Origin of the sequence: Microbulbifer sp. NBRC 101763 (assembly GCF_040371615.1) — a bacterium.
In the GTDB taxonomy this organism is placed as follows: Bacteria; Pseudomonadota; Gammaproteobacteria; order Pseudomonadales; family Cellvibrionaceae; genus Microbulbifer; species Microbulbifer variabilis.
Map to the genome: position 1 here is coordinate 1,055,551 of NZ_BAABQV010000001.1, position 19,918 is coordinate 1,075,468.

At 53.6% G+C, this 19,918-nt stretch carries 8 protein-coding genes; all 8 read left to right on the forward strand.

The genetic code is table 11. The features are described 5' to 3' along the window. The first annotated feature begins 127 nt into the window (after positions 1 to 127). Genes ABWV76_RS04870 through ABWV76_RS04905 form a run of 8 tightly spaced genes read left to right on the forward strand, consistent with a single transcriptional unit; the run spans position 128 to position 19,909 of the window. On the forward strand, positions 128 to 457 hold the full coding sequence (locus ABWV76_RS04870; protein WP_282950653.1) for an isochorismate lyase: 330 nt from the start codon (positions 128 to 130) through the stop codon (positions 455 to 457). After that, positions 454 to 1,869, forward strand: a complete 1,416-nt coding sequence (locus ABWV76_RS04875; RefSeq protein WP_353375385.1) for an isochorismate synthase — start codon at positions 454 to 456, stop codon at positions 1,867 to 1,869. Before ABWV76_RS04870 ends, ABWV76_RS04875 begins: the two co-directional genes overlap by 4 nt. Further along, complete coding sequence (locus tag ABWV76_RS04880) at positions 1,847 to 8,470, forward strand: non-ribosomal peptide synthetase (protein WP_353375386.1); 6,624 nt, start codon at positions 1,847 to 1,849, stop codon at positions 8,468 to 8,470. The genes ABWV76_RS04875 and ABWV76_RS04880 overlap by 23 nt, the downstream gene beginning before the upstream one ends. A gap of 48 nt (positions 8,471 to 8,518) precedes the next feature. Next, complete coding sequence (locus ABWV76_RS04885; RefSeq protein WP_353375387.1) at positions 8,519 to 14,104, forward strand: non-ribosomal peptide synthetase; 5,586 nt, start codon at positions 8,519 to 8,521, stop codon at positions 14,102 to 14,104. Beyond that, the gene (locus ABWV76_RS04890; protein ID WP_353375388.1) at positions 14,105 to 15,913 is read left to right on the forward strand and encodes an ABC transporter ATP-binding protein; all 1,809 of its coding nucleotides are present in this window, start codon (positions 14,105 to 14,107) and stop codon (positions 15,911 to 15,913) included. Next, positions 15,910 to 17,664: an ABC transporter ATP-binding protein gene (locus tag ABWV76_RS04895; protein WP_353375389.1), complete on the forward strand. Its 1,755-nt coding sequence runs from the start codon at positions 15,910 to 15,912 to the stop codon at positions 17,662 to 17,664. The genes ABWV76_RS04890 and ABWV76_RS04895 overlap by 4 nt, the downstream gene beginning before the upstream one ends. Next, positions 17,661 to 18,761, forward strand: a complete 1,101-nt coding sequence (locus ABWV76_RS04900; protein ID WP_353375390.1) for a saccharopine dehydrogenase NADP-binding domain-containing protein — start codon at positions 17,661 to 17,663, stop codon at positions 18,759 to 18,761. The genes ABWV76_RS04895 and ABWV76_RS04900 overlap by 4 nt, the downstream gene beginning before the upstream one ends. Further along, positions 18,758 to 19,909, forward strand: a complete 1,152-nt coding sequence (locus ABWV76_RS04905) for a class I SAM-dependent methyltransferase (RefSeq protein WP_353375391.1) — start codon at positions 18,758 to 18,760, stop codon at positions 19,907 to 19,909. Before ABWV76_RS04900 ends, ABWV76_RS04905 begins: the two co-directional genes overlap by 4 nt. The last annotated feature ends 9 nt before the right edge of the window (positions 19,910 to 19,918 follow it).

Genomic DNA, 19,918 nt, shown 5'->3' on the forward strand with positions numbered 1-19,918 from the left:
AAGTAGCACACAGTCTCTCCACCCTGATGCCCAAATCCAAAACAAACATCCCGTTGATTTCGCAAATGATATGTTATAACGTTTCATTATTGATGGGAAGATGAACAGCTTAGGTGATGGAGTTTCTATGCAAGCAACGAAGCTGCCAATGGAGTGTAAAAATCTGGATGAGATCCGCCAAGGTATTGATTCCATTGATCGCGAGATCATCAGGCTGTTGCGGCAGCGTATGGGATATGTTTTGTCTGCAGCGCAGTTCAAACCAGATGAAGCCAGTATTCCCGCTCCAGATCGGGTTGCGGCTATGTTGATTGATCGCCGTGGTTGGGCTGAGGAAGAGCAGTTATCTGCTGACTATATCGAGTTGCTTTTTTCTGGGATTATCCAGTGGTTTATCAAACAGCAAAAACTGCATTGGCGAACTGAGCGTGCCCTACATGCTGAGGAGGGTCTATGAAAGGGCGCTCTAAGTACGACGGACTGGAGGCCTGTTTGCAGGAAGCCAAGTCCAGGGTAAGCCAGGGGCAGCCAGAGGTTCTGGCATCATTTTCCTTCCCATGCCACAGGCGCGATCCAACTGGGTTGTTCGCTGCTAACTATCGACATGAACGAATAACATCTCTGTGGGGTACGCCCTCCAGTGACTTTTATGCCCTGAGTTTTGGCTCTGCCTACGAGTTTAGCTGTGTTCCTGGGAAATCCTGGTCTGAGATTCAAACTAATTGGCAAAAATTACAGGCTTCTTCTGTCGTGAGCGGGGGACATCAACCAATTTTGTGTGGTGGGTTTGCTTTTGATTACCAAAAAGACCCTTCAACGCTTTGGCAAGATTTTCCTTCAGGCGTGTTAACGCTACCTGAGTTAGCCCTTTATTGTGAAGCGGACCACAGTTATGTGGTAATAAATTTAATCGTGACTGGTCATACAGACTGCAGTCTCGCTACTGAGCAAGCCAAAGCGCGGTGGCAAGGCATCTTATCTCGTAACCCTGACTCCTCTACGAATAACATTTTACCGCTGGTGGAGAGTGATTTTAGTAATAGTGATACTGATCAAATGGATTGGCAACAGGGTGTTGTTGATGCGGTCGAATCAATTAAGCGTAACGAATTTCAAAAAGTGGTTCTCGCTCGTTCTGAAGCACTGAACGCGGATTGCTGCCCGGGAAGTATTCTCGGATATTTACAAGAATCTTACCCCGATGCCTATTTATTTGCCTTTTCCCGCGGAAAAAGTTGCTTTCTTGGGGCTTCGCCTGAGCGCTTAGCGGCTGGTAAAGACGGGCGTATCAGTACCGTTGCTTTGGCCGGTAGCGCACCTCGGGGAAAAAACCCGGCAACTGATTATAAATTGGGGATATCTCTGCTTGACAGCGATAAGGACCGATTTGAACACGACCTGGTTGTCCAACATCTCCTTTCTATTTTGCGTAAATACTGCCACAACGTAGCGGAACCAGAACCGCCCCAACTCTGCAAATTAAAGCAAATTCAGCATTTGCTTACGCCGCTGGAAGGCTTTGTGAAAGATGGCGTAAATCTGTTGGATATCTTATCGGATTTACACCCCAGTGCTGCGGTGGGAGGCCTGCCGAGGAAAAAAGCACTGAAGTATATCCGTGAAAATGAAGGCCTGGATCGCGGTTGGTATGCCGGACCTGTTGGTTGGCTTAATGCCGAGGGGGAAGGGGAGTTTGCTGTTGCACTGCGTTCTGCACTTATTACTCCGGGCAAGGTAACACTATTTGCCGGTTGCGGCCTGGTTGAGGCTTCCCTTCCTACCCACGAGTATCGTGAAAGTTGCATCAAAATGCGTGTTATCCGAGACGCAATAAGGAGCGTATCTCTTGTCGCCGAAGCCGCAGAATAAATCAGAGCCAATCAGTCCGGCCAGTTTGTTAAAGGATTTAGTTTGTCAGGCTATTGATGCCGATATTAATGACATTAATCCGCAGGCTGACTTAATTGCGCTGGGGCTCAACTCAGTGCAAATCATGAGGATTGTTGGCCAATTAAGGCAGAAAAAGATCAAGGTGAAATTTGCTGATCTTATCGCGGTGCCTCGATTGGAAGCCTGGCTTTCACTACCTCAGTTGGCTATTGGAACTGAAGAAAGTACCAGTGAACATTTATCTGTGCCGGGCGCTTTTGATGAAATCACTCCCTTTGATTTGGCACCGATGCAACATGCCTATTGGATTGGGCGAGACCCGAATCAATATCTAGGGGGCGTTGCCGCACACTTTTATCATGAGTTTGATGGCCAGGAAGTAGTACCTGATCGATTGGAACAGGCTGTGCACTCCCTCTTCGAGCGACATGGGATGCTGCGTGTTCAAATCCTCGATGATGGCCGACAGCAGATTCCCGCTGAAGTGAGCTGGCCCGGTTTAAAGGTTCACGATTTCAGGCATCAGGCTGCCGCAGAAGCGGAGCAGAGTCTTATCGCTGTTAGGGAGCAACTCTCCCATCGGCAGCTGGATATATTGCAGGGTGAGGTTTTTGATGTACAGCTCTCATTGTTACCTGCGGAATTAAAAGCTGGCGGCACACGCCTGCATATTAATCTGGATATGGTAGCTGCAGATGCCTTTAGTTTGCGCGTGTTACTGAATGACCTGGCCAAGCTCTACCTGGAACCAGAGCAGTCTCTGGTTCCGTTGAATTACAGTTATCCGCGCTACCAGGCTGACCGCAGCGCTCTTCACTCAAAAGAAGAGCGCCGAGCTGAGAAGCAGCAGGCCAAAGAACACTGGCAGGATCGCCTGGCAGATTTGCCCGGCGCTCCTCAATTACCCACTGCGATAGGTACTGAGTCTAAAGACACTCGTCGCGTTGTTCGTCGCCACTATAGTCTGTCTGCTGATCGGAAAAACCAGCTAGCGGAATTTGCGAGCCGTCACGGTATTACTTTGTCCATGACCCTGGCAGCGGCGCTTGCCGAAGTGCTTATGGTCTATAGCGAAGAGTCAGATTTCCTGCTGAATCTCCCCCTGTTCGACCGGGAATCCCTGCACCGGGATGTCAACTCCCTGGTAGGAGACTTTACTTCTTCGATCTTGCTTGCCTGGCAGGGCAGCCAGAGTGGAACCTTCGTTGAGCGTGCACAGCGTTTACAACACAACTTCCGTCAGGATGTAGTGCACGGGAGTTATTCCGGCGTAGAGGTGCTGCGTGACCTCAGCAGGCAACAGGGACAAACGGTGTTTGCGCCGGTCGTCTTTACCAGTGCGCTTGGGCTGGGAGAATTATTTGGCGAGTCAGTTCGCAGTGCCTTTGGAGATGTCAACTGGATTATCTCCCAAGGGCCACAAGTGTGGCTGGACGTACAGGTTATGGAGCTCAAAGGCGGCCTGTCCGTAAACTGGGATGCGAGGGAAGCTGCTTTTGCTCCCGGCGTCCTGGATGGCATGTTTGCGGCCTTTACGCAGTTACTGGAATGCCTGATCGGCAGCCCGGAATTCTGGGCCCAGCCCATACCATCGCTGCTGCCAGCGGAGCAAAAGCAGCAGCGCCAGCAGGTAAATTCCACAGCCAAACCATACCAGCCTCACCAATTACACGAACATTTTTTTAGCAATGCTAAAAACTGCCCTGAAGCAGTGGCTCTCTATTGGAACGGCGATCAAATCCGTTACGGGGAGTTGGCCCACAGAGCTTTGGCAATGGCTGCGTATTTACAGCTTCAAGGTGTTGAGCCCGGTGATTTGGTCGGTATTTTATTACCCAAGGGGCCGGAGCAGATTGTTGCAGCCTTGGGTGCATTAGCGGCAGGAGCGGCTTATCTGCCGCTGGGTATAGACCAGCCACCGTTGCGTAGAGAGCGCGTACTCAAACTTGCTGGAGCCAAGCTGGTTATAGATAACTTGTCTGTGCTCTCCGGTGTCGCGCCTTTATCCCAGCCTGTTGTGGGAAAGGCAAAAGATCTCGCCTATACCATTTTTACCTCTGGCTCTACCGGTGAGCCCAAGGGCGTCGAAATTAGTCACGGTAGTGCCTGGAACACCATAGCGGACATTAACGCGCGCTTTTCGGTTAATCAAAATGATCGCGTGCTGGCCGTATCAGCATTGGATTTCGACCTTTCCGTTTACGATATTTTTGGGCTCTTGTCCGCCGGCGGAGCACTGGTATTGGTTGAAGAGGAATCCCGGCGGGATGCTGAGCGCTGGCATCAGCTGGTGTGTCAGCATGGCGTTACTGTTTGGAATACGGTGCCGGCGCTGTTGGATATGCTGCTGACCACAGGTGGTGATACTCCAGCTGGCGAGCTGCGCCTGGTTTTAAATTCTGGCGACTGGATCAGCCTCGACCTGCCGGAACGATTAAAGCGCGTAAACCCCGGTTGCCGCTTTATCGCTTTGGGTGGCGCCACCGAAGCTTCTATCTGGTCGAACAATTTTGAAGTCAAAGAAGTTGATTCCTCTTGGCGATCTATTCCCTATGGTTACCCCTTAGCCAACCAGCAATTCAGAGTGGTGGATGGCCTGGGGCGCGATTGCCCTGACTGGGTGACAGGGGAGTTGTGGATCGGTGGTGCTGGCGTTGCTTTGGGGTATCGCGGTGCTCTCGGTATCACCGCAGCCCGTTTTGTGACAGAAGAAGGCGAGCGCTGGTACCGCACCGGAGACTTGGGCCGCTACTGGCCGAACGGGTGCCTGGAGTTTTTGGGCCGCGCCGATAATCAGGTCAAGGTCCGTGGACACCGCATTGAACTCGGCGAGATTGAAGCGGCACTGGTCACGCACAAAGGGATTGCGCAAGCGGTTGCACTGCTGACTCAGCGAGGTGTGGTTGCAGTTGTCGCTCTGGAGTCCAAATTATCGCAAGGGAATATAAATCCAGAAAAGTGCTTTGTTGATTTGCAGCAGTTGCAGGAACCCTTGAGCGACCTGCGTGAATTCCTGACCGAACGATTGACCAGCGCCATGCTGCCCAGTGAACTTTGCTGTCTCGCTGAAATACCCCTTACCGCCAATGGCAAAATTGATCGCGGCGGTTTACAGCAGTTTGCCGATGAATCCATAGCGCAACATCAGGCAAAGCAGAACCCACCGCAAGGTAAATTAGAGCAGCAGGTGGCTGCCTCCTGGTGCAAATTTCTCGATGTTACCGATATAGCCCGGGACGATAATTTCTTCGCACTTGGGGGTGACTCCCTGTTAGCAACCCGTGTTGTGCGAGACCTGCGCGAGTCTGGCTATGAAGGTGTCATGCTGTCGGAATTGTTTAGCCAGCCTAGCCTGGCCGACTTTACTGCGACATTAGCTCAAGACCCAACTGAGAACCCACAGCGAAATAAAGGCACTACCGAAATTACTGTTACACAGTGGCAATCGGATAAGGCCAATCGGTACGCCGCTTTTGAACCTACCGATGTCCAGCGGGCCTATTGGCTGGGAAGGGACCCAGAATTTGTTTTGGGTGGTATCGGCTGTCATTTTTATCGCGAATACGACGTTGTTGATCTCGATCTGGAGCGTTTGGAGTCTGCGCTAAACGCGATGATTGCCCGCCATGAAATGCTGCGGGCTGTATTCGACAGCGAAGGTCGACAGCGCGTCCTTGCCGATGTGCCGAGATTTTCCATCGATGTTACAGAGGTAGACAGCGATCCAGCTTCTGCTTTTGCGCAACTGCGACAGGAGTGCGCGGAGCAGGTGTTTGAGCCCAGCAGGTGGCCACTGTTTGATGTCCGTGCGGTGCGCTGTGGCCGCAATACCCGGTTGGCTATCGGTTTGGATAATTTGATTCTCGATGCCTTCAGTATTCTGCTGTTTTATCGTGAGTTAAATATTCTTTATCAGAGCCCTGAAACTCATCTACCTTCTATCGAACTCTCTTTCCGCGACTATGTGCGCAATGTATTGCCGCAAACGACCGCCGTATTTGATAGTGATCTTGACGAAGGTCCCCTGGCTGCCGCAAAAACATTTTGGCAGCACAAATTATCGGAGCTGCCTCCCGCGCCCCAGCTGCCCATTGTACGGGAGCCGGCATCCATTGAGCGCCCGCACTTTGTGCGTCATCAACAGCATATTGATAAGCGGACCTGGCAAAACCTGGTTGCGCGCGCGGCTGAGCAGGGAATCACGCCTTCGAGCCTGCTTCTAACCGCTTTTGCCGAAGTGCTTAGTCGTTGGAGCAGTCGCCCTGACCTGAGCTTGAACCTTACCCTGTTTGATCGCCGTGAAGTTCACCCGGATATCTATCGAGTGATGGGGGATTTTACCTCCCTGACCCTGGTGGGTTACCGGCCAGAGGCCGGTGACAGCTGGTTGGTGCGAGCGAAAAAAATACAAGGGGAAGTTGGCGCGGCCCTGGAACATCGCGATATTTCCAGTGTTAGCCTGATGCGGGAATTAGCCCGCCGGCAGAGCGACGCGGAAGCCACAATGCCCGTGGTCTTCACCAGCGCACTGGGTATTCCCGGTGGCACAGCGGCACCGGAAAATGGGCCTCTGCGAGAACCTATCTGGGCCCTGACACAAACACCGCAAGTCTGGCTGGATCACCAGGTGGTCGAAGTCGAGGGTGGCGTTTTCTTAAATTGGGATGTTGTCGAAGCGCTTTTCCCAGAGGGGATGTGCGCGGAAATGTTCCAGGCCTATATCGGCTTGCTCCAATGGGCGGGTGACGCTGAATGGGATTCCACACCGCCTGATTTATTACCCAGTGCTCAACGGGAGCTTAGAACTCAGCTTGAAAAGCGTATCGCAATTGACCCAACGGATAATTTGTCACAGCGATTTTTCCAACAGGCAAAAGCGAATCCCGACAATATTGCCTTATATTGGGGAGGTGATAATTCCCTGAGTTATGGTGTCCTGGCAGAGCGTGCTTTGCGCATCGCTGCCTGGTTATTGGAAAGCCAGGTTTCACCTGCCGAGGTGGTGGCCGTCAACCTGCCGAAAGGGCCCGGCCAGATTGCCGCTGTTTTGGGGGTACTCGCAGCGGGAGCTGCTTATTTACCTGTTGGTATCGATCAACCGCAGGCAAGGCGTGAGTCAATGTTGCGCCGTGCTGATGTAAAAGTGGTGCTCGACCAAAGTGCAATTCAACAGGCCGAACAGTTCGCTCCTATAGATGAGCCTATTGCAACAGAACCTGAGCAACTGGCTTATATCATTTTCACTTCCGGCTCCACAGGCGAGCCCAAGGGCGTCGAGATCAGTCACGGTGCCGCCTGGAATACCATTGCCGATATCAACGAACGTTTCTCTGTTGATGAAAATGATCGTGTACTGGCCATTTCAGCCCTGGATTTTGACCTCTCTGTTTACGATATTTTCGGACTGCTATCGGTCGGTGGTGCGCTGGTATTGATTGATGAGGAGGACCGAAGGGATGCCGAGTGCTGGCATCAACGGGTATGTCACTACGGCATCACCATCTGGAATACGGTACCGGCGCTATTGGATATGTTACTCACTGTCGGTGCCGGTACACCGCCTGGCAATTTGCGTTTGGTATTAAATTCCGGGGATTGGGTTGGCCTGGATTTACCCCAGCGATTAAAACAAATACAGCCCGATTGCCGTTTTATCGCACTGGGTGGCGCCACTGAAGCTTCTATTTGGTCTAACAGTTTTGAAGTTGTAGAAGTAGATCCAAGCTGGCACTCGATCCCGTACGGATACCCCCTGGCTAACCAGAAATTCAGGGTAATGGATACCCAGGGGCGCGACTGCCCTGACTGGACAACGGGTGAGCTGTGGATCGGTGGTGATGGTGTCGCCATGGGCTATCGCGGGGCGCCCGAATTGACCGAAGCGCGCTTTGTTACGGTCGATGGTGAGCGCTGGTATCGCACAGGGGATCTTGGACGCTACTGGCCCAATGGATGCCTGGAATTTTTGGGGCGCGCCGATAGCCAGGTCAAGGTCCGTGGCCATCGCATAGAGCTGGGTGAAATCGAAACCGTATTTAATCGTCAGATGTTTGTGCAGCGCGCACTGGTGCTGGCCACAGAACAACAGCTGGTCGCAGCTGTTGTGCTCGCACCCGAATGCCCACCAACGTTTAATACTGATGAATTGCGCGAGTACCTTCGCCACCACCTGCCGTCTTATATGATCCCGGACTTCATTGTGACTTTGCCGGAAATGCCCCTGAGTGCAAACGGCAAATTGGATCGGGCTTCAGTATTAAAGCTCGTGCATGCGGTGGAAAAACCCCAACAGGAAAAAGCGGCTGAACTGGTGACGGATAACGAGCGCCTGGTAGCCCAGATTTGGCAAAAGCTTCTTAGCCTACCAGCGATAAACCGCGATCAAAATTTCTTTGAATTGGGTGGCGATAGTTTATTGGCAACCCGGTTTATCGACCGCCTAAAACAGCAACACCGCTTGCTGCTTCCCCTCAGACGTTTATTTGCCTCTCCGAGACTGGCAGATGTTGCCGGTGCCCTAAGTGCAATGGAACCGCTAGTGGATGTTGATCCCGATACGGTGGAAGAGGGCGTGATATGAGCTTGTTGGCAATTTTATTTTTCAGCGATTGGACGGAGTTTTAACCCCATGACGGCTATGGAACTGATCGACGAATTACAAGGGCTTGGGGTGGAACTCTGGACCGAGTCTGAACAACTGCGCTTTCGCGCGGCCAAAGGCCTGCTGTCGGAGCAGCACAAGCAGAGGCTGCGGGAACACAAGTTACAAATTATCGAAATACTGAGCACGGCTCAAACAGCCGCTGGCAACGACCAGGACCTGGGAGTGGTGGTTGAGGCCGATAAAGATAATCGGCATGAGCCTTTCCCTTTAAGCGATGTGCAGACTGCCTACCTGTTGGGTCGACAAAATGCATTTGGCTACGGCGGCGTTGCTTGTCACGGTTACCTGGAGCTGGAGTACCCGGGATTAAATCCAAAAGGTTTACAGGAAGCCTGGAACCAACTGATTGAACGTCACCCGATGTTGCGGGCGGTTATCGAGCAGGAGGGATACCAGCGGGTTCTCCCCCAAGTGCCGCATTACGAAATGAAAAGCCAGGACCTTACCGGCTTGGACAAGGAGGTTCTGGAGCTTGCCTTGGAATCGGTGAGAGATGAACTGGGCCACCGCAACTACACCATTGGTGAGTGGCCCATGTTCGAGCTGCGCCATAGCCGCACAGATAAGGGCCATATAGTGCATTTCTCTATGGATGCACTGATCGCAGACTGGGCCAGTGCGGGCATTTTATTTAATGAGCTCGATCTTCTGCTGTCTCACCCCGGCGCAGCCCTGCCACCACTGGAGATTGATTTTCGCGATTATCTCCTGGCCGAACGAAGTCTATTGGACAGCCAGGGCTACCAAAATGATCGTCGCTATTGGTTGGATCGCCTGGAGCAATTGCCACCCGCACCTGAGTTACCGGTTTTGCCGCCCGCTTCCGAGACTGAATCTGTACGTTTTAATCGCCATCACTACCGCCTGGACACGGCGCACTGGCAGACACTGAAGCAGCGAGCCGGAACTGCCGGCTTAACCGCGTCGGTTGCCGTGCTGGCTGCCTACGGAGCGGTATTGCAGCGGTGGAGCCGCCAGCCATGCTTTAGCTTAAGTCTTACCTTATTGAATCGGCTGCCCTTACACCCTCAGGTTAATCAGCTAATCGGTGATTTTACTTCGGTCAGTGTGTTGGCGATTAGTGATTCCAATGGAAAAACCTTTCGCGATTGGGCGGCAGGCATTGGCGAACAACTGTTCAGTGATATTGATCACCGCTTGTTCTCCGGTGTGGAAGTGCTGCGGGAAATGTCCCGTGCACGAGGACCCGAGGCCGCATTGATGCCGGTGGTATTTACCAGTGCTATTGGCCTGGGAGATACCGAAAAACCTGCCAGCGGTAGAAAGTCCGGCAGGGGAATTACCCAGACACCGCAAGTCACCCTGGATTGCCAGGTGAGAGATGATGCCGATGGTCTGGAAATTAATTGGGACGTGCGCCAGGGTGTTTTTCCATCGGGCTTGGTAGAGGATATGTTCGCAGCCTTTACCGGCTTGTTGAATGAGCTTGCCGCTGGCAGCGACGGGCAATGGCTTGGCACATCTCCAGTTTCTTTACCCGAGTGGCAGGTGCAGGAGAGGTATCAGGTTAATCAAACCGATGGGCCTGTTCCTTCAGAGCTATTGCACCAGGGCGTATTTGCCCAGGCTGCGGCAACGCCGGAAGCTACCGCCATTTATGATAGCAATGGCAGTGTGAGCTATGGCGACCTGGCGAAAAAAGCGGCGGGTATCGCCAAATCGCTGAGCAAAGAAGGTTTCCAACTGGGTGGCCGCGTGGCCATTGCAATGCCGAAAGGGCGAGAGCAAATAGCGGCGACCCTCGGTGTGCTCCTGGCTGGTGGTATCTATTTGCCACTGGACGCGGCACAACCAGAAATACGGCTCAATAAATTGTTGCTCAGTGCCGAGGCGGAATACGTCCTGACACTCAGCAACCTCGCCAGCCAAATTAAGTGGCCATCAGAAGCGCAGGTGATCAGTGTTGATACCCTGGCACCTGAAACTGAGATTCCGGTAGCCAGTAACGGCGACCCGGAGCAGCTGGCTTATGTTATCTACACCTCCGGCTCTACCGGCGAACCCAAGGGTGTGATGATTAATCATCGGGCCGCGTTAAATACGGTGTTGGATATTAATCGCCGCTTCGAAGTGGGCCCGGGCGATCGCATTTTGGGGCTGGCCCAACTCAGTTTTGATTTGTCGGTCTACGATATTTTTGGCCCCTTGGCAGCCGGTGCGATTTTGGTGCTGCCCGATCCGGTCCGAGGTGCAGACCCTTCACATTGGGCGGAGGTCATGGATGAGCACCGGGTGACACTGTGGAACTCTGTCCCCGCGCAGTTGCAAATGCTGGCTACCTATTTGGATACAGAGCCTCGGCCGTTGTCTGAATGGCGATTGGCAATGCTATCGGGAGACTGGATTCCGGTTACTTTACCGGAACATATCAGGCGCCATGTGCCCGCACTCGACCTGATTGGCATGGGTGGGGCTACAGAAGCTGCAATCTGGTCCAACTACCACCGTATTGATCGAGTCGATCCCGCCTGGAGCAGTATTCCCTATGGCGTGCCGCTGACGAACCAGGGTTTCAGGGTGCTGGATAGCCAGTTGCGCGATGCCCCTGTGTGGGTAGCGGGTGAGCTGATGATTACTGGTATGGGATTGGCCGATGGTTATCTCGGTGATGCGGCCCTCTCTGAACAGAAGTTCTTCTCTCATCCGGTGGACGGCCAGCGCCTTTACCGCACTGGCGATTTGGGCCGCTATTTGCCCGGTGGTGAACTCGAATTCCTGGGCCGTGAAGACGGGCAGGTAAAAATTCGCGGACACCGTATCGAACTGGGAGAGGTGGAGTCTGCGCTATTGGCCCACCCGGCAGTGTCAACAGCAGCGGCGGTGATTGAGAAGAAAGAGGGAGGCTCGAGAGCGGATTTAAATCTGTTGGGCTTTGTGGAAAGTCGTCGCATGGATGATACCGAGCCGGCAGTTATCGATCCCGAACTGGTAAATTCGGTGCGTCAGTTTGCGCACTACCAGGCCGGTGAGCCGGAAGCTGTCAGTGTCGGCGACTATGTGCAGGCGCTTGAACAAGCGGCCCTGTTGTCGATGCTTCACGGCTTGATGGGCCTGGGAGCATTTGCAGATTGCGAGCAGGGATACAGTGCAGAAGAAATTCTTTCACTAGCGGAAGTCCACGATAAGCATCATTGGCTGGTGCGTCGTTGGTTGGACCTTCTTGTTAATGCAAAGCTGCTCAGTTTATCCACTATCAGCGCCGCTGCTGAGGAAAAATATACGCGTACCCAGGCAGTCGACATCTCTGCTGTTGATGAAGCGTGGAAGCGCGTTGAGCAGGGAATTGAAAGCGGTTTTTGTAATCGGGAGTTCCTGCAATATCACCGGGATCATGTCGAGTTATTACCCCAGTTACTAGCGGATCAACAAAATCCGTTTGAATTGTTGTTCCCCCAGGGCGACCAGCAGGTGGCTTTGTCCCTCTATCGGGATGATCTTATTGCCCGCTATAACAATGCCGCCGTTGCCGCATTAATTAACCGCATTGCCGCCCAGAGCGATAGAGGGTTAACGGTTCTTGAGCTGGGTGCTGGCACAGGGGCTACCAGTGCGTCGGTTATTCCCATGTTGGATGGATATGACGTTGACTATCTATTTACCGACATGACCGCATTTTTCCTGACTGAGGCTCGCCGCCAATTTAAAGAGTGGCCTTGGGTGCGCTTCGGGTTAATGGATCTCAATACAGACTATCGCGCCCAGGGTTTGGCACCCAATAGTGCAGATGTCATTTTATGTGCCGGGATGCTCAACAGTACCCGAGATCCAGACGCGGCTATTGCCAGTGCTGTCGAATTGCTGGCGCCCGGGGGCTGGTTAATCCTGACTGAGCCAACGGTGGATCACGCCCATATCTTACTCACCCAGGGTTTTATGATGGACCCCGCCGGTGATGATCGCTCTTGTGGTGCGACCAAGTTCCTGTCTATCGAAAAATGGCAATCGCTGTTAAAAGCCCATGGTGCCGGTCAAGTGCTCTGCCTGCCGGAAGATGAGCATCCTTTGTCGGCTTTTGGCATGAACTTATTGGCCGCGCAGATGAAAACTGATCGGCAATATTTAAGTGCCGGGAAACTGCGGGACTTTTTAGCGAATAGATTGCCCGCGCATATGGTGCCCGCTCATTTACAAGTTCTCGACCAGCTGCCGCTCACCGCCAATGGCAAAGTCGATCGCAAAATGCTCGCCGGTTGGCGCCCTGCGAGTGGCGATGCACAAGAGGCTGCGCACTCAGAACAGATGGACCCTCTGGAAACGGCTCTGTGCAAGCTATGGGCTAATGCACTGGGTCTCGATAATGTGGGTCGGCAGGACAGCTTTTTCGATCTCGGTGGTGACTCGCTGATTATGGCGCGGGTTGCAGGGCGCTTATTGGAAGAGATTCCCGAGGCGAAACCGTTCACTTACGACGCCTTGTTGCGCCACATGCTCAATGGACCAACGGTTGCGGCATTGGCCAGAGCACTGAGAGTTGAGCCGGGTGCCGCTGCGGAGGAACAGGCAGACACGGATAGCGACAACCTGGTGGCAACTACCCGCGAGGGCAGCAACTCCTTGATGGTGCCTTTCAGCCATAAAAGCGAGGGTAAAGGGGTATCCAAAGAAGAGTCGCCGGTACGGATTATGTTCCATGCCGCCCTGGGTACCCTGGATTATTTCCAGCACCTGGGCAAAGCGCTTGCGGCCCAGGATTTGGGCCAGGTATTCGGGATTGCTGTCGCCAATACAGAAACGTATCTGTCCATTGATGCCAAAGAATTAATCGAGCGCACCGCCGATGATTACGCCCAAAGAATCATCGACGAGGGCTATCAGCGTTGCCAGTTAATTGGTTACTGCCTGGGCGGTCTGCTGGCAACGGAAGTTTCGCGCAGACTGCTGGAGCGCGGTGTCGATGTGATTGACCTCAGCCTGATCGACAGTATCCCAATGTTTGTCGATACCGATGAAGAGCTGGCTTTCGAAGCGATTTTTGCCCCCAACCTGAATCTCGACCCGGTAAAAGCGGTATTTGGTGAGCATATCGAGAGCGAAGATATTTCCCGAGCGATCGAGACCTTAATGCAGAAACACAACGGTCGTGTTCCCGCCGGTGCAATGGCAGAACTCGACGGTGATGCCGGGCTTAAAGCGGTAGCGGAAGCCGTGCGGCAACGCTCTCAACTCACCCAGGAGCAGCGCCTGGCCGGTTATACCGAGATGGCCTCTGCCCAGGCGGGTGTGCCGGTTGAAGCTGCGATGATACCGGGGCTTTTCCGGGTGTGCCGACACAGTATGCGCGCTGCCTGTTTTGATCTGCCTCCCTATATTGGCGATATGACCTACTTGCGCTGCCAGGAAGAGCAATCCTTCGGTGTCACCGCCGGCGTAGGCCATATGGCTGCGCCTTATTGGCAGGATGTTTGTCTGGGTGACTTTGAATTAATTGATGTGCCGGGCAATCACTTCAGCGTGATGGAGCCGCCGCAGGTTGCCACTGTCGTTGAGCACTTGGCAAAACCATTACAGCGCGGTAAAGCGGGCAAATAGATGGCTGAGCACATTTTGCCAAAGACCAACTTGCGAAAGTTCAACCTGCGGGAACTGATGCGTCCATTTCGTGGCCTTGTATGGCTGGGGGTGGCGCTCGGTGCCTGTGGTGCGCTCACTTCGCTGATTCCTTTTATCGGTATTGTTGAGCTGGCTCGCCTGTTCCTGGCGTCCGATATCAGTGATATTGCAGAGGCGATTATTCCCGTTGTCTTCGCGATAGTTGCCGGGCTGGCGATGGGTTGGATCTGCACCGTGATCGGTTTGTGGTTAACCCATATTGCCGACCAGCGTATGCAGGCGGAACTGCGACGGGCCCTGGTGCGGAAATTGGGACAGGTGCCCCTGGGTTGGTACAGCGAACACACCTCCGGCGCGGTGCGCAAAGCGGTGCAAGACGATCTTGATGATCTTCACCATATGGTTGCGCACCATCAGGTGGAGTTGGCCGCTGCATTTGCACTGCCATTGGCGGGCCTGGGTTATTTAACTTGGCTCGACTGGCGCTTGGCCCTGTTGGCTGTACTCACCTTGCCAGTTTATCTGCTGTCCTACGCCTGGATGATGCGTGGTTTCGGGGAAAAAATGCAGCAGTTGGATAAGGACTTTGCTCGGGTCAGCGCTGCGATTGTTGAATTTGTTCACGGTATTGCGGTGGTCAAGGTTTTCTCGCAAACCGGCCGCGCCCACAAAAATTACCAACAGGCCGTCGAGGATTTCAGTCGCCGTTACACGGGCTGGGTGACACCGCTTGTCCGTTTGGAGGCTGTAACCTCTCTGGCCTTGTCTGTGCCAGTCATTATGTTGGTGAGTCTGGCCGGAGGCGCTTGGCTGGTGGTGAATTCAGGCATTCAGCCGATTGATGTTCTCGCAACAACGCTGATCGCCGTGATGATTCCCCAGACGATTCTCACCTTGAGTCAGGGGCTGACCGCCCAGCAAAAAGCCAAAGCTGCTGCAGGCAGGATCGATCAATTATTGGAGGTTGCGCCCCTGGCTGTTACCTCTGAACCCAAAGAGCCCAAAGATGCGGGGCTGCTCTTTAAGCAGGTCAGCTTTGCCTATACCCAGGATCGGCTGGTATTAAGCGATATTACTTTGCGCTGTCGCCCCGGTTCGATCACAGCTTTGGTTGGGAGTTCCGGTGCCGGGAAATCCACCCTGGCCAAGCTGGTGCCCCGTTTTTATGACGTGACTCAAGGTGCTGTACTCCTGGGGGGCGTCGATGTCCGTGATATTGCACCGGACAATTTATATCGACATGTGGGTTTTGTACTTCAGGAGACCCAGCTGTTGGCTGGCACTGTGGCAGACAACCTGCGCCTTGGGCGCCCGGATGCCAGTGATCAGGAGCTGGAGGATGCAGCGCGCAGTGCCTGCATCCATGAACACATTTTAAGTTTCCCCCAAGGTTACCAGGCGGTTATTGGCAAGGATGCCTTTTTTTCTGGTGGAGAAGCGCAGCGCTTAAGTATCGCGCGCACGCTTTTAGCAGATGCCCCTGTGTTGATTTTGGATGAAGCCACAGCCCATGCTGATCCGGAGTCCGAAGCGCAAATTCAGCAGGCATTATCCTGCCTGGTGCGTAATCGCACGGTACTGGTGATTGCCCATAAGCTGCACACCATCACCGGTGTTGACCAGATTGCGGTCCTGGATGGTGGCCGCTTGGTTGAATGCGGAAGTCACCGACAACTGTTGGCTGAGGGCAAGCACTACGCGGAACTATGGCGTTTGTACAACAGTGCCGAACAGAGTGAAAAAGCAATGAGTGGTGAGGCTCAGGTTATTAGCGGGGTCTCATCATGATTCGCAGTTTGCTTGCCATTCTCGGACCTGCGTATCGCCGTGAAGTTGGCATTTATGCGGTATGGCTTCTCGCCTATGGGGTTTTGCAGGGAATCGCGGTGACACTTCTGGTGCCTCTGCTCAGCTCATTGTTGGCCTCTGAGATGCAGGCGGTTGGGTTCTGGTTGATTACTCTGTTCTCGGTTGTTGCGATCGCCTGCGTTGCCCGTTACCAGCAAACCATTAAAGGGGCTGCGCTGGCCATCCTGGTATTGAAAACCCTGCACAATCGACTGGGTGAACACCTCTCTCAACTTCCTCTGGGTTGGTTTAACTCCGAAAAAGTGGGTCGTGTATCCCGCAGTGCAACCGGGGGCACCTTGATGGTGACCAATATCTTTGCACATCTGCTACCCCCTGTTGTCAGCGGCGTTGTCACTCCGCTTACCGTGGGGGTGGCGATGTTGTGGTTTGACTGGCGCTTGGGGCTGACCGCTTTGTTGTTTGTGCCCCTGATTTATATCGGCCATCGCTGGTCCGCCCAGTGGATAGGCGCCATGGAAACAGAAGTGGATGCTGCCGGTGCTCGCGCCAGTAGCCGGGTGGTGGAGTTTGCCCGCAACCAAGCGGTACTCAGGTCTTTTGGCAAAAATGTCAGCGGTTATCCCCCGCTGGAAGAGGCGATTGCCGGGCAAAGCAGAGCCGCTGGGTCCATGTTACGGCAGACCTTCCCCCGTTTGTTTGCCGGTGGATTTATGGTGCAACTCGCCTTTGCCGCAGTGATTGCCGTGGGTATTTGGCTCACGCTCAATCAACAACTTCCCCCTATTGAATTGGTGGCTTTGCTAGCTTTGGCGGCCCGATTTACCGGTCCTCTGGCGGAACTCGCCGGGCGCAGTGGTCTGCTGCGTATGGCCGGTAATGATTTACGCAGGCTGGCCGCTATCTTTTTTGAACAACCGCTACCAGAACCACCGAGATCTCAGCCATTTACCGAGCAGATCGGATTGGTTGAATTTTCACAGGTGAATTTCAGCTACGAGCCGGGACAACCGGTATTGAAGGATCTTTCCTTTAGGGTTTCTCCGGGTACCACCACAGCGATAGTCGGAGCATCAGGCTCCGGTAAAACCACCATCACCCGTTTGTTGCTGCGTTTTTTTGATACCGACCAGGGCCAGGTAAAAGTGGGCGGGGTGGATGTGCGGCAACTGCGCACAGAAGACCTGATGCAGCATATCTCTATCGTTATGCAGGACGTGTACCTGTTCAGCGACACCCTGGAAGCGAATATTCGCTTGAGCTGTCCCGAATCCAGTCAGGAAGAACTGGAACGTGTGGCGAAACTGGCTGGAGTGGATGAGATTATCGAGCGCTTGCCGCAGGGGTGGCAGACCCAGGTAGGGGAGGGAGGCGCTGCACTTTCCGGTGGCGAACGCCAGCGGGTCTCTATCGCCCGCGCCCTATTAAAAGCCGCACCGATCGTTGTACTGGATGAAGCAACAGCGGCGCTGGACCCGCGCAATGAAAAATACCTGAACAGCTCCCTGAGGCAGTTACAACAGGGTTCCACTCTTATTGTGATCGCCCATCAATTATCCACCGTGATGAATGCAGACCAAATTATCGTACTTGATGCAGGTACTGTGGCCGAGATTGGAAATCACCGGGAATTGTTATCCCTGCAAGGCCTTTACGCACATTTTTGGCACCAGCGCAGCCGTGCAACTGGCTGGCAACTGGTTGAGACCGATACGGAGGTAAGCTTGTGACAATTGCGATTTTAGGTGGCTACGGCGATGTGGGCGCAGCCGTTACCGGCTATTTACAGTCCCTGGAAATGGGGCCTTTGCGTATCGGTGGTCGCAATGCACATAAACAGCCGCTATCCAGTAATTCAGTTATTTCCTATCAGACGGTGGACTACCTGGATACAGCCTCACTGGATCAGTTTGTATCCGGTTGTAAGGTTCTGATCAATTGCGCAGGACCTTCACATTTAATTGGCGACAGGGTTGCCAGGGCTGCGGCACAAGTGGGGGCAGCCTATATCGATGTTGCTGGCGATGAGGCTCTCTATGAGCAACTCGATTCATCCTATTACCAGAGTAGTGGATTGATCGCAGTTTTATCAGCCGGCTTACAGCCGGGGCTGAGCAGCTTGCTACCACGCTGGCTGGCAGAGCAGGAGTTTTCACAGGTAGAGAGCCTGACCAGTTATTTCGGCCTGCGCGACCGGTTTACCGATGTCGCCGCCGATGATTATTTGCAAGGCGCCAACGAGCAGCACAGCAAGCCCTTAGCGGCCTGGCGTAATGGTCGCCGTTTGAACGGTGTACTGAAACGCCGCTCCGATGTGGAGCTGCCTTTTTTCCCAGACACAGCCACGGTTCTCCCCTATTTAAACAGTGAAAGCGAGCGTTTGGCCCGGGACTTATCCCTCTCTGAAGGCGATTGGTATAACGCGATTACCGGCTCTCATATCTTGTCGGCATTTAATAGCGCCCATGGTTTGAGTCGCGACGAAGCGCGGGCAGCACTGTGTCGGGCCAGTGCGCTGGATCTGGCGGGGCGCCATCCTTATGTGGTCATGCTTTTGCAGCTTACCGGTAAATACAGCGGGCAAGAGCGCACTCGCACGGCGGCGTTGCGGGGCACCGGTAATGCAGATCTAACAGCAGCGGTAGCCGCAGTTACCACTTTGGCTGTACTTCGCGATGAAATCCCAGCGGGTTGTCACTACTGCGCCCAAGTATTGCCGCCGGCGTCAGCGATGGAGCGCATGTCGAAGATTGGGGCATTCAGTTTTTTAACCACCCTGGAAACAAGTATTGAAGATATGGAGTGCCTTGAGGAGGGAGCCATTTGAAAAACCTAACACCTCCAACTGCCAATACCGTCCATGAGGCTGGGCTGGCAGCTCTACCTGCTGAGCTGACGGTAGACAGTGGTTTGGCACAACTGCCTGCTGCAATGCAGAGGCTGGAATTCATCAGCCTGTGGGCGATTATGGAGTTGCTTTCTTCCAGCGGCGCGTTGACCGCCGAAAATGTCGGGCGCAGCAGTGACGAAATTATTAATACACTGGGTGCCGCTTCCCGACACCACTGGCTGGTTCGCCGCTGGCTGGTGGCCTTGGTTGAACGGGAGTTTTTGAAGCTCAGTAATGGCTACTACTCCTGGGAGCAAATTCCCGAGAGTGCAGCTGGTGCAGATAAATTACCGGAGGCCTACGAAGCGTTGGGATTTCCCCTGGAAATGGCTCAGTCTCATCAAAAGCTCCTCAGGCATTTGGCTGAACTGGTGCGGGATCAGGTCTCCATTAATCAACTGCTGTTCGAGAATGGAGAAATACTAACGGCATTGGCCGCCTACCAGAACAACTGGTTTACGACTTATCTCAATTATGCGGCGGCAAGCATTGTAAAACAGGCTGTTAAACCCGGTCCTATGTTAAGGGTGCTCGAATTAGGCGGCGGCGCGGGTCTAACCACTGCTGCAATTTTAGATACTCTGGCTGGCAGGCCGATTAATTATCGCTTTACTGATATATCGCCTCTATTCACCACCGCTGCCCAGAAGAAATTCCGCAATCACATCGGTTTGCGTTGCAGCCTGCTCGATATCAATGCGGATTTCACTGCGCAGTCAATCCCAGCAGCCAGCACCGACATTGTTGTGGCTGGCAATGTTTTGCACAACGCCGCTCATATTGGCCAGACCTTACAGCGTATTCGTCGTTCTCTGGTCACCGGTGGTTGGTTGCTGTTTAGCGAGTCCACTCGGGAAAACCACGCCATGTTAACGGCAATGCAGTTTCTTCTTTCCCCCGCAGAATCGGAGTCGTTGCTGGGGAGTGAAGACCGGAGAGGGGGAACCGACCAGGTGTTTATCGACAGCACAGCATGGCAGGAAGAACTGGTTGTGGCCGGCTTTGAGGTTAAGTGCTTCTTACCTGCATCGACATCGCCATTATCGGTCGCGGGTCAGACTCTATTTTTTGCAAAAGCTGTTTAAGGGGCTGTG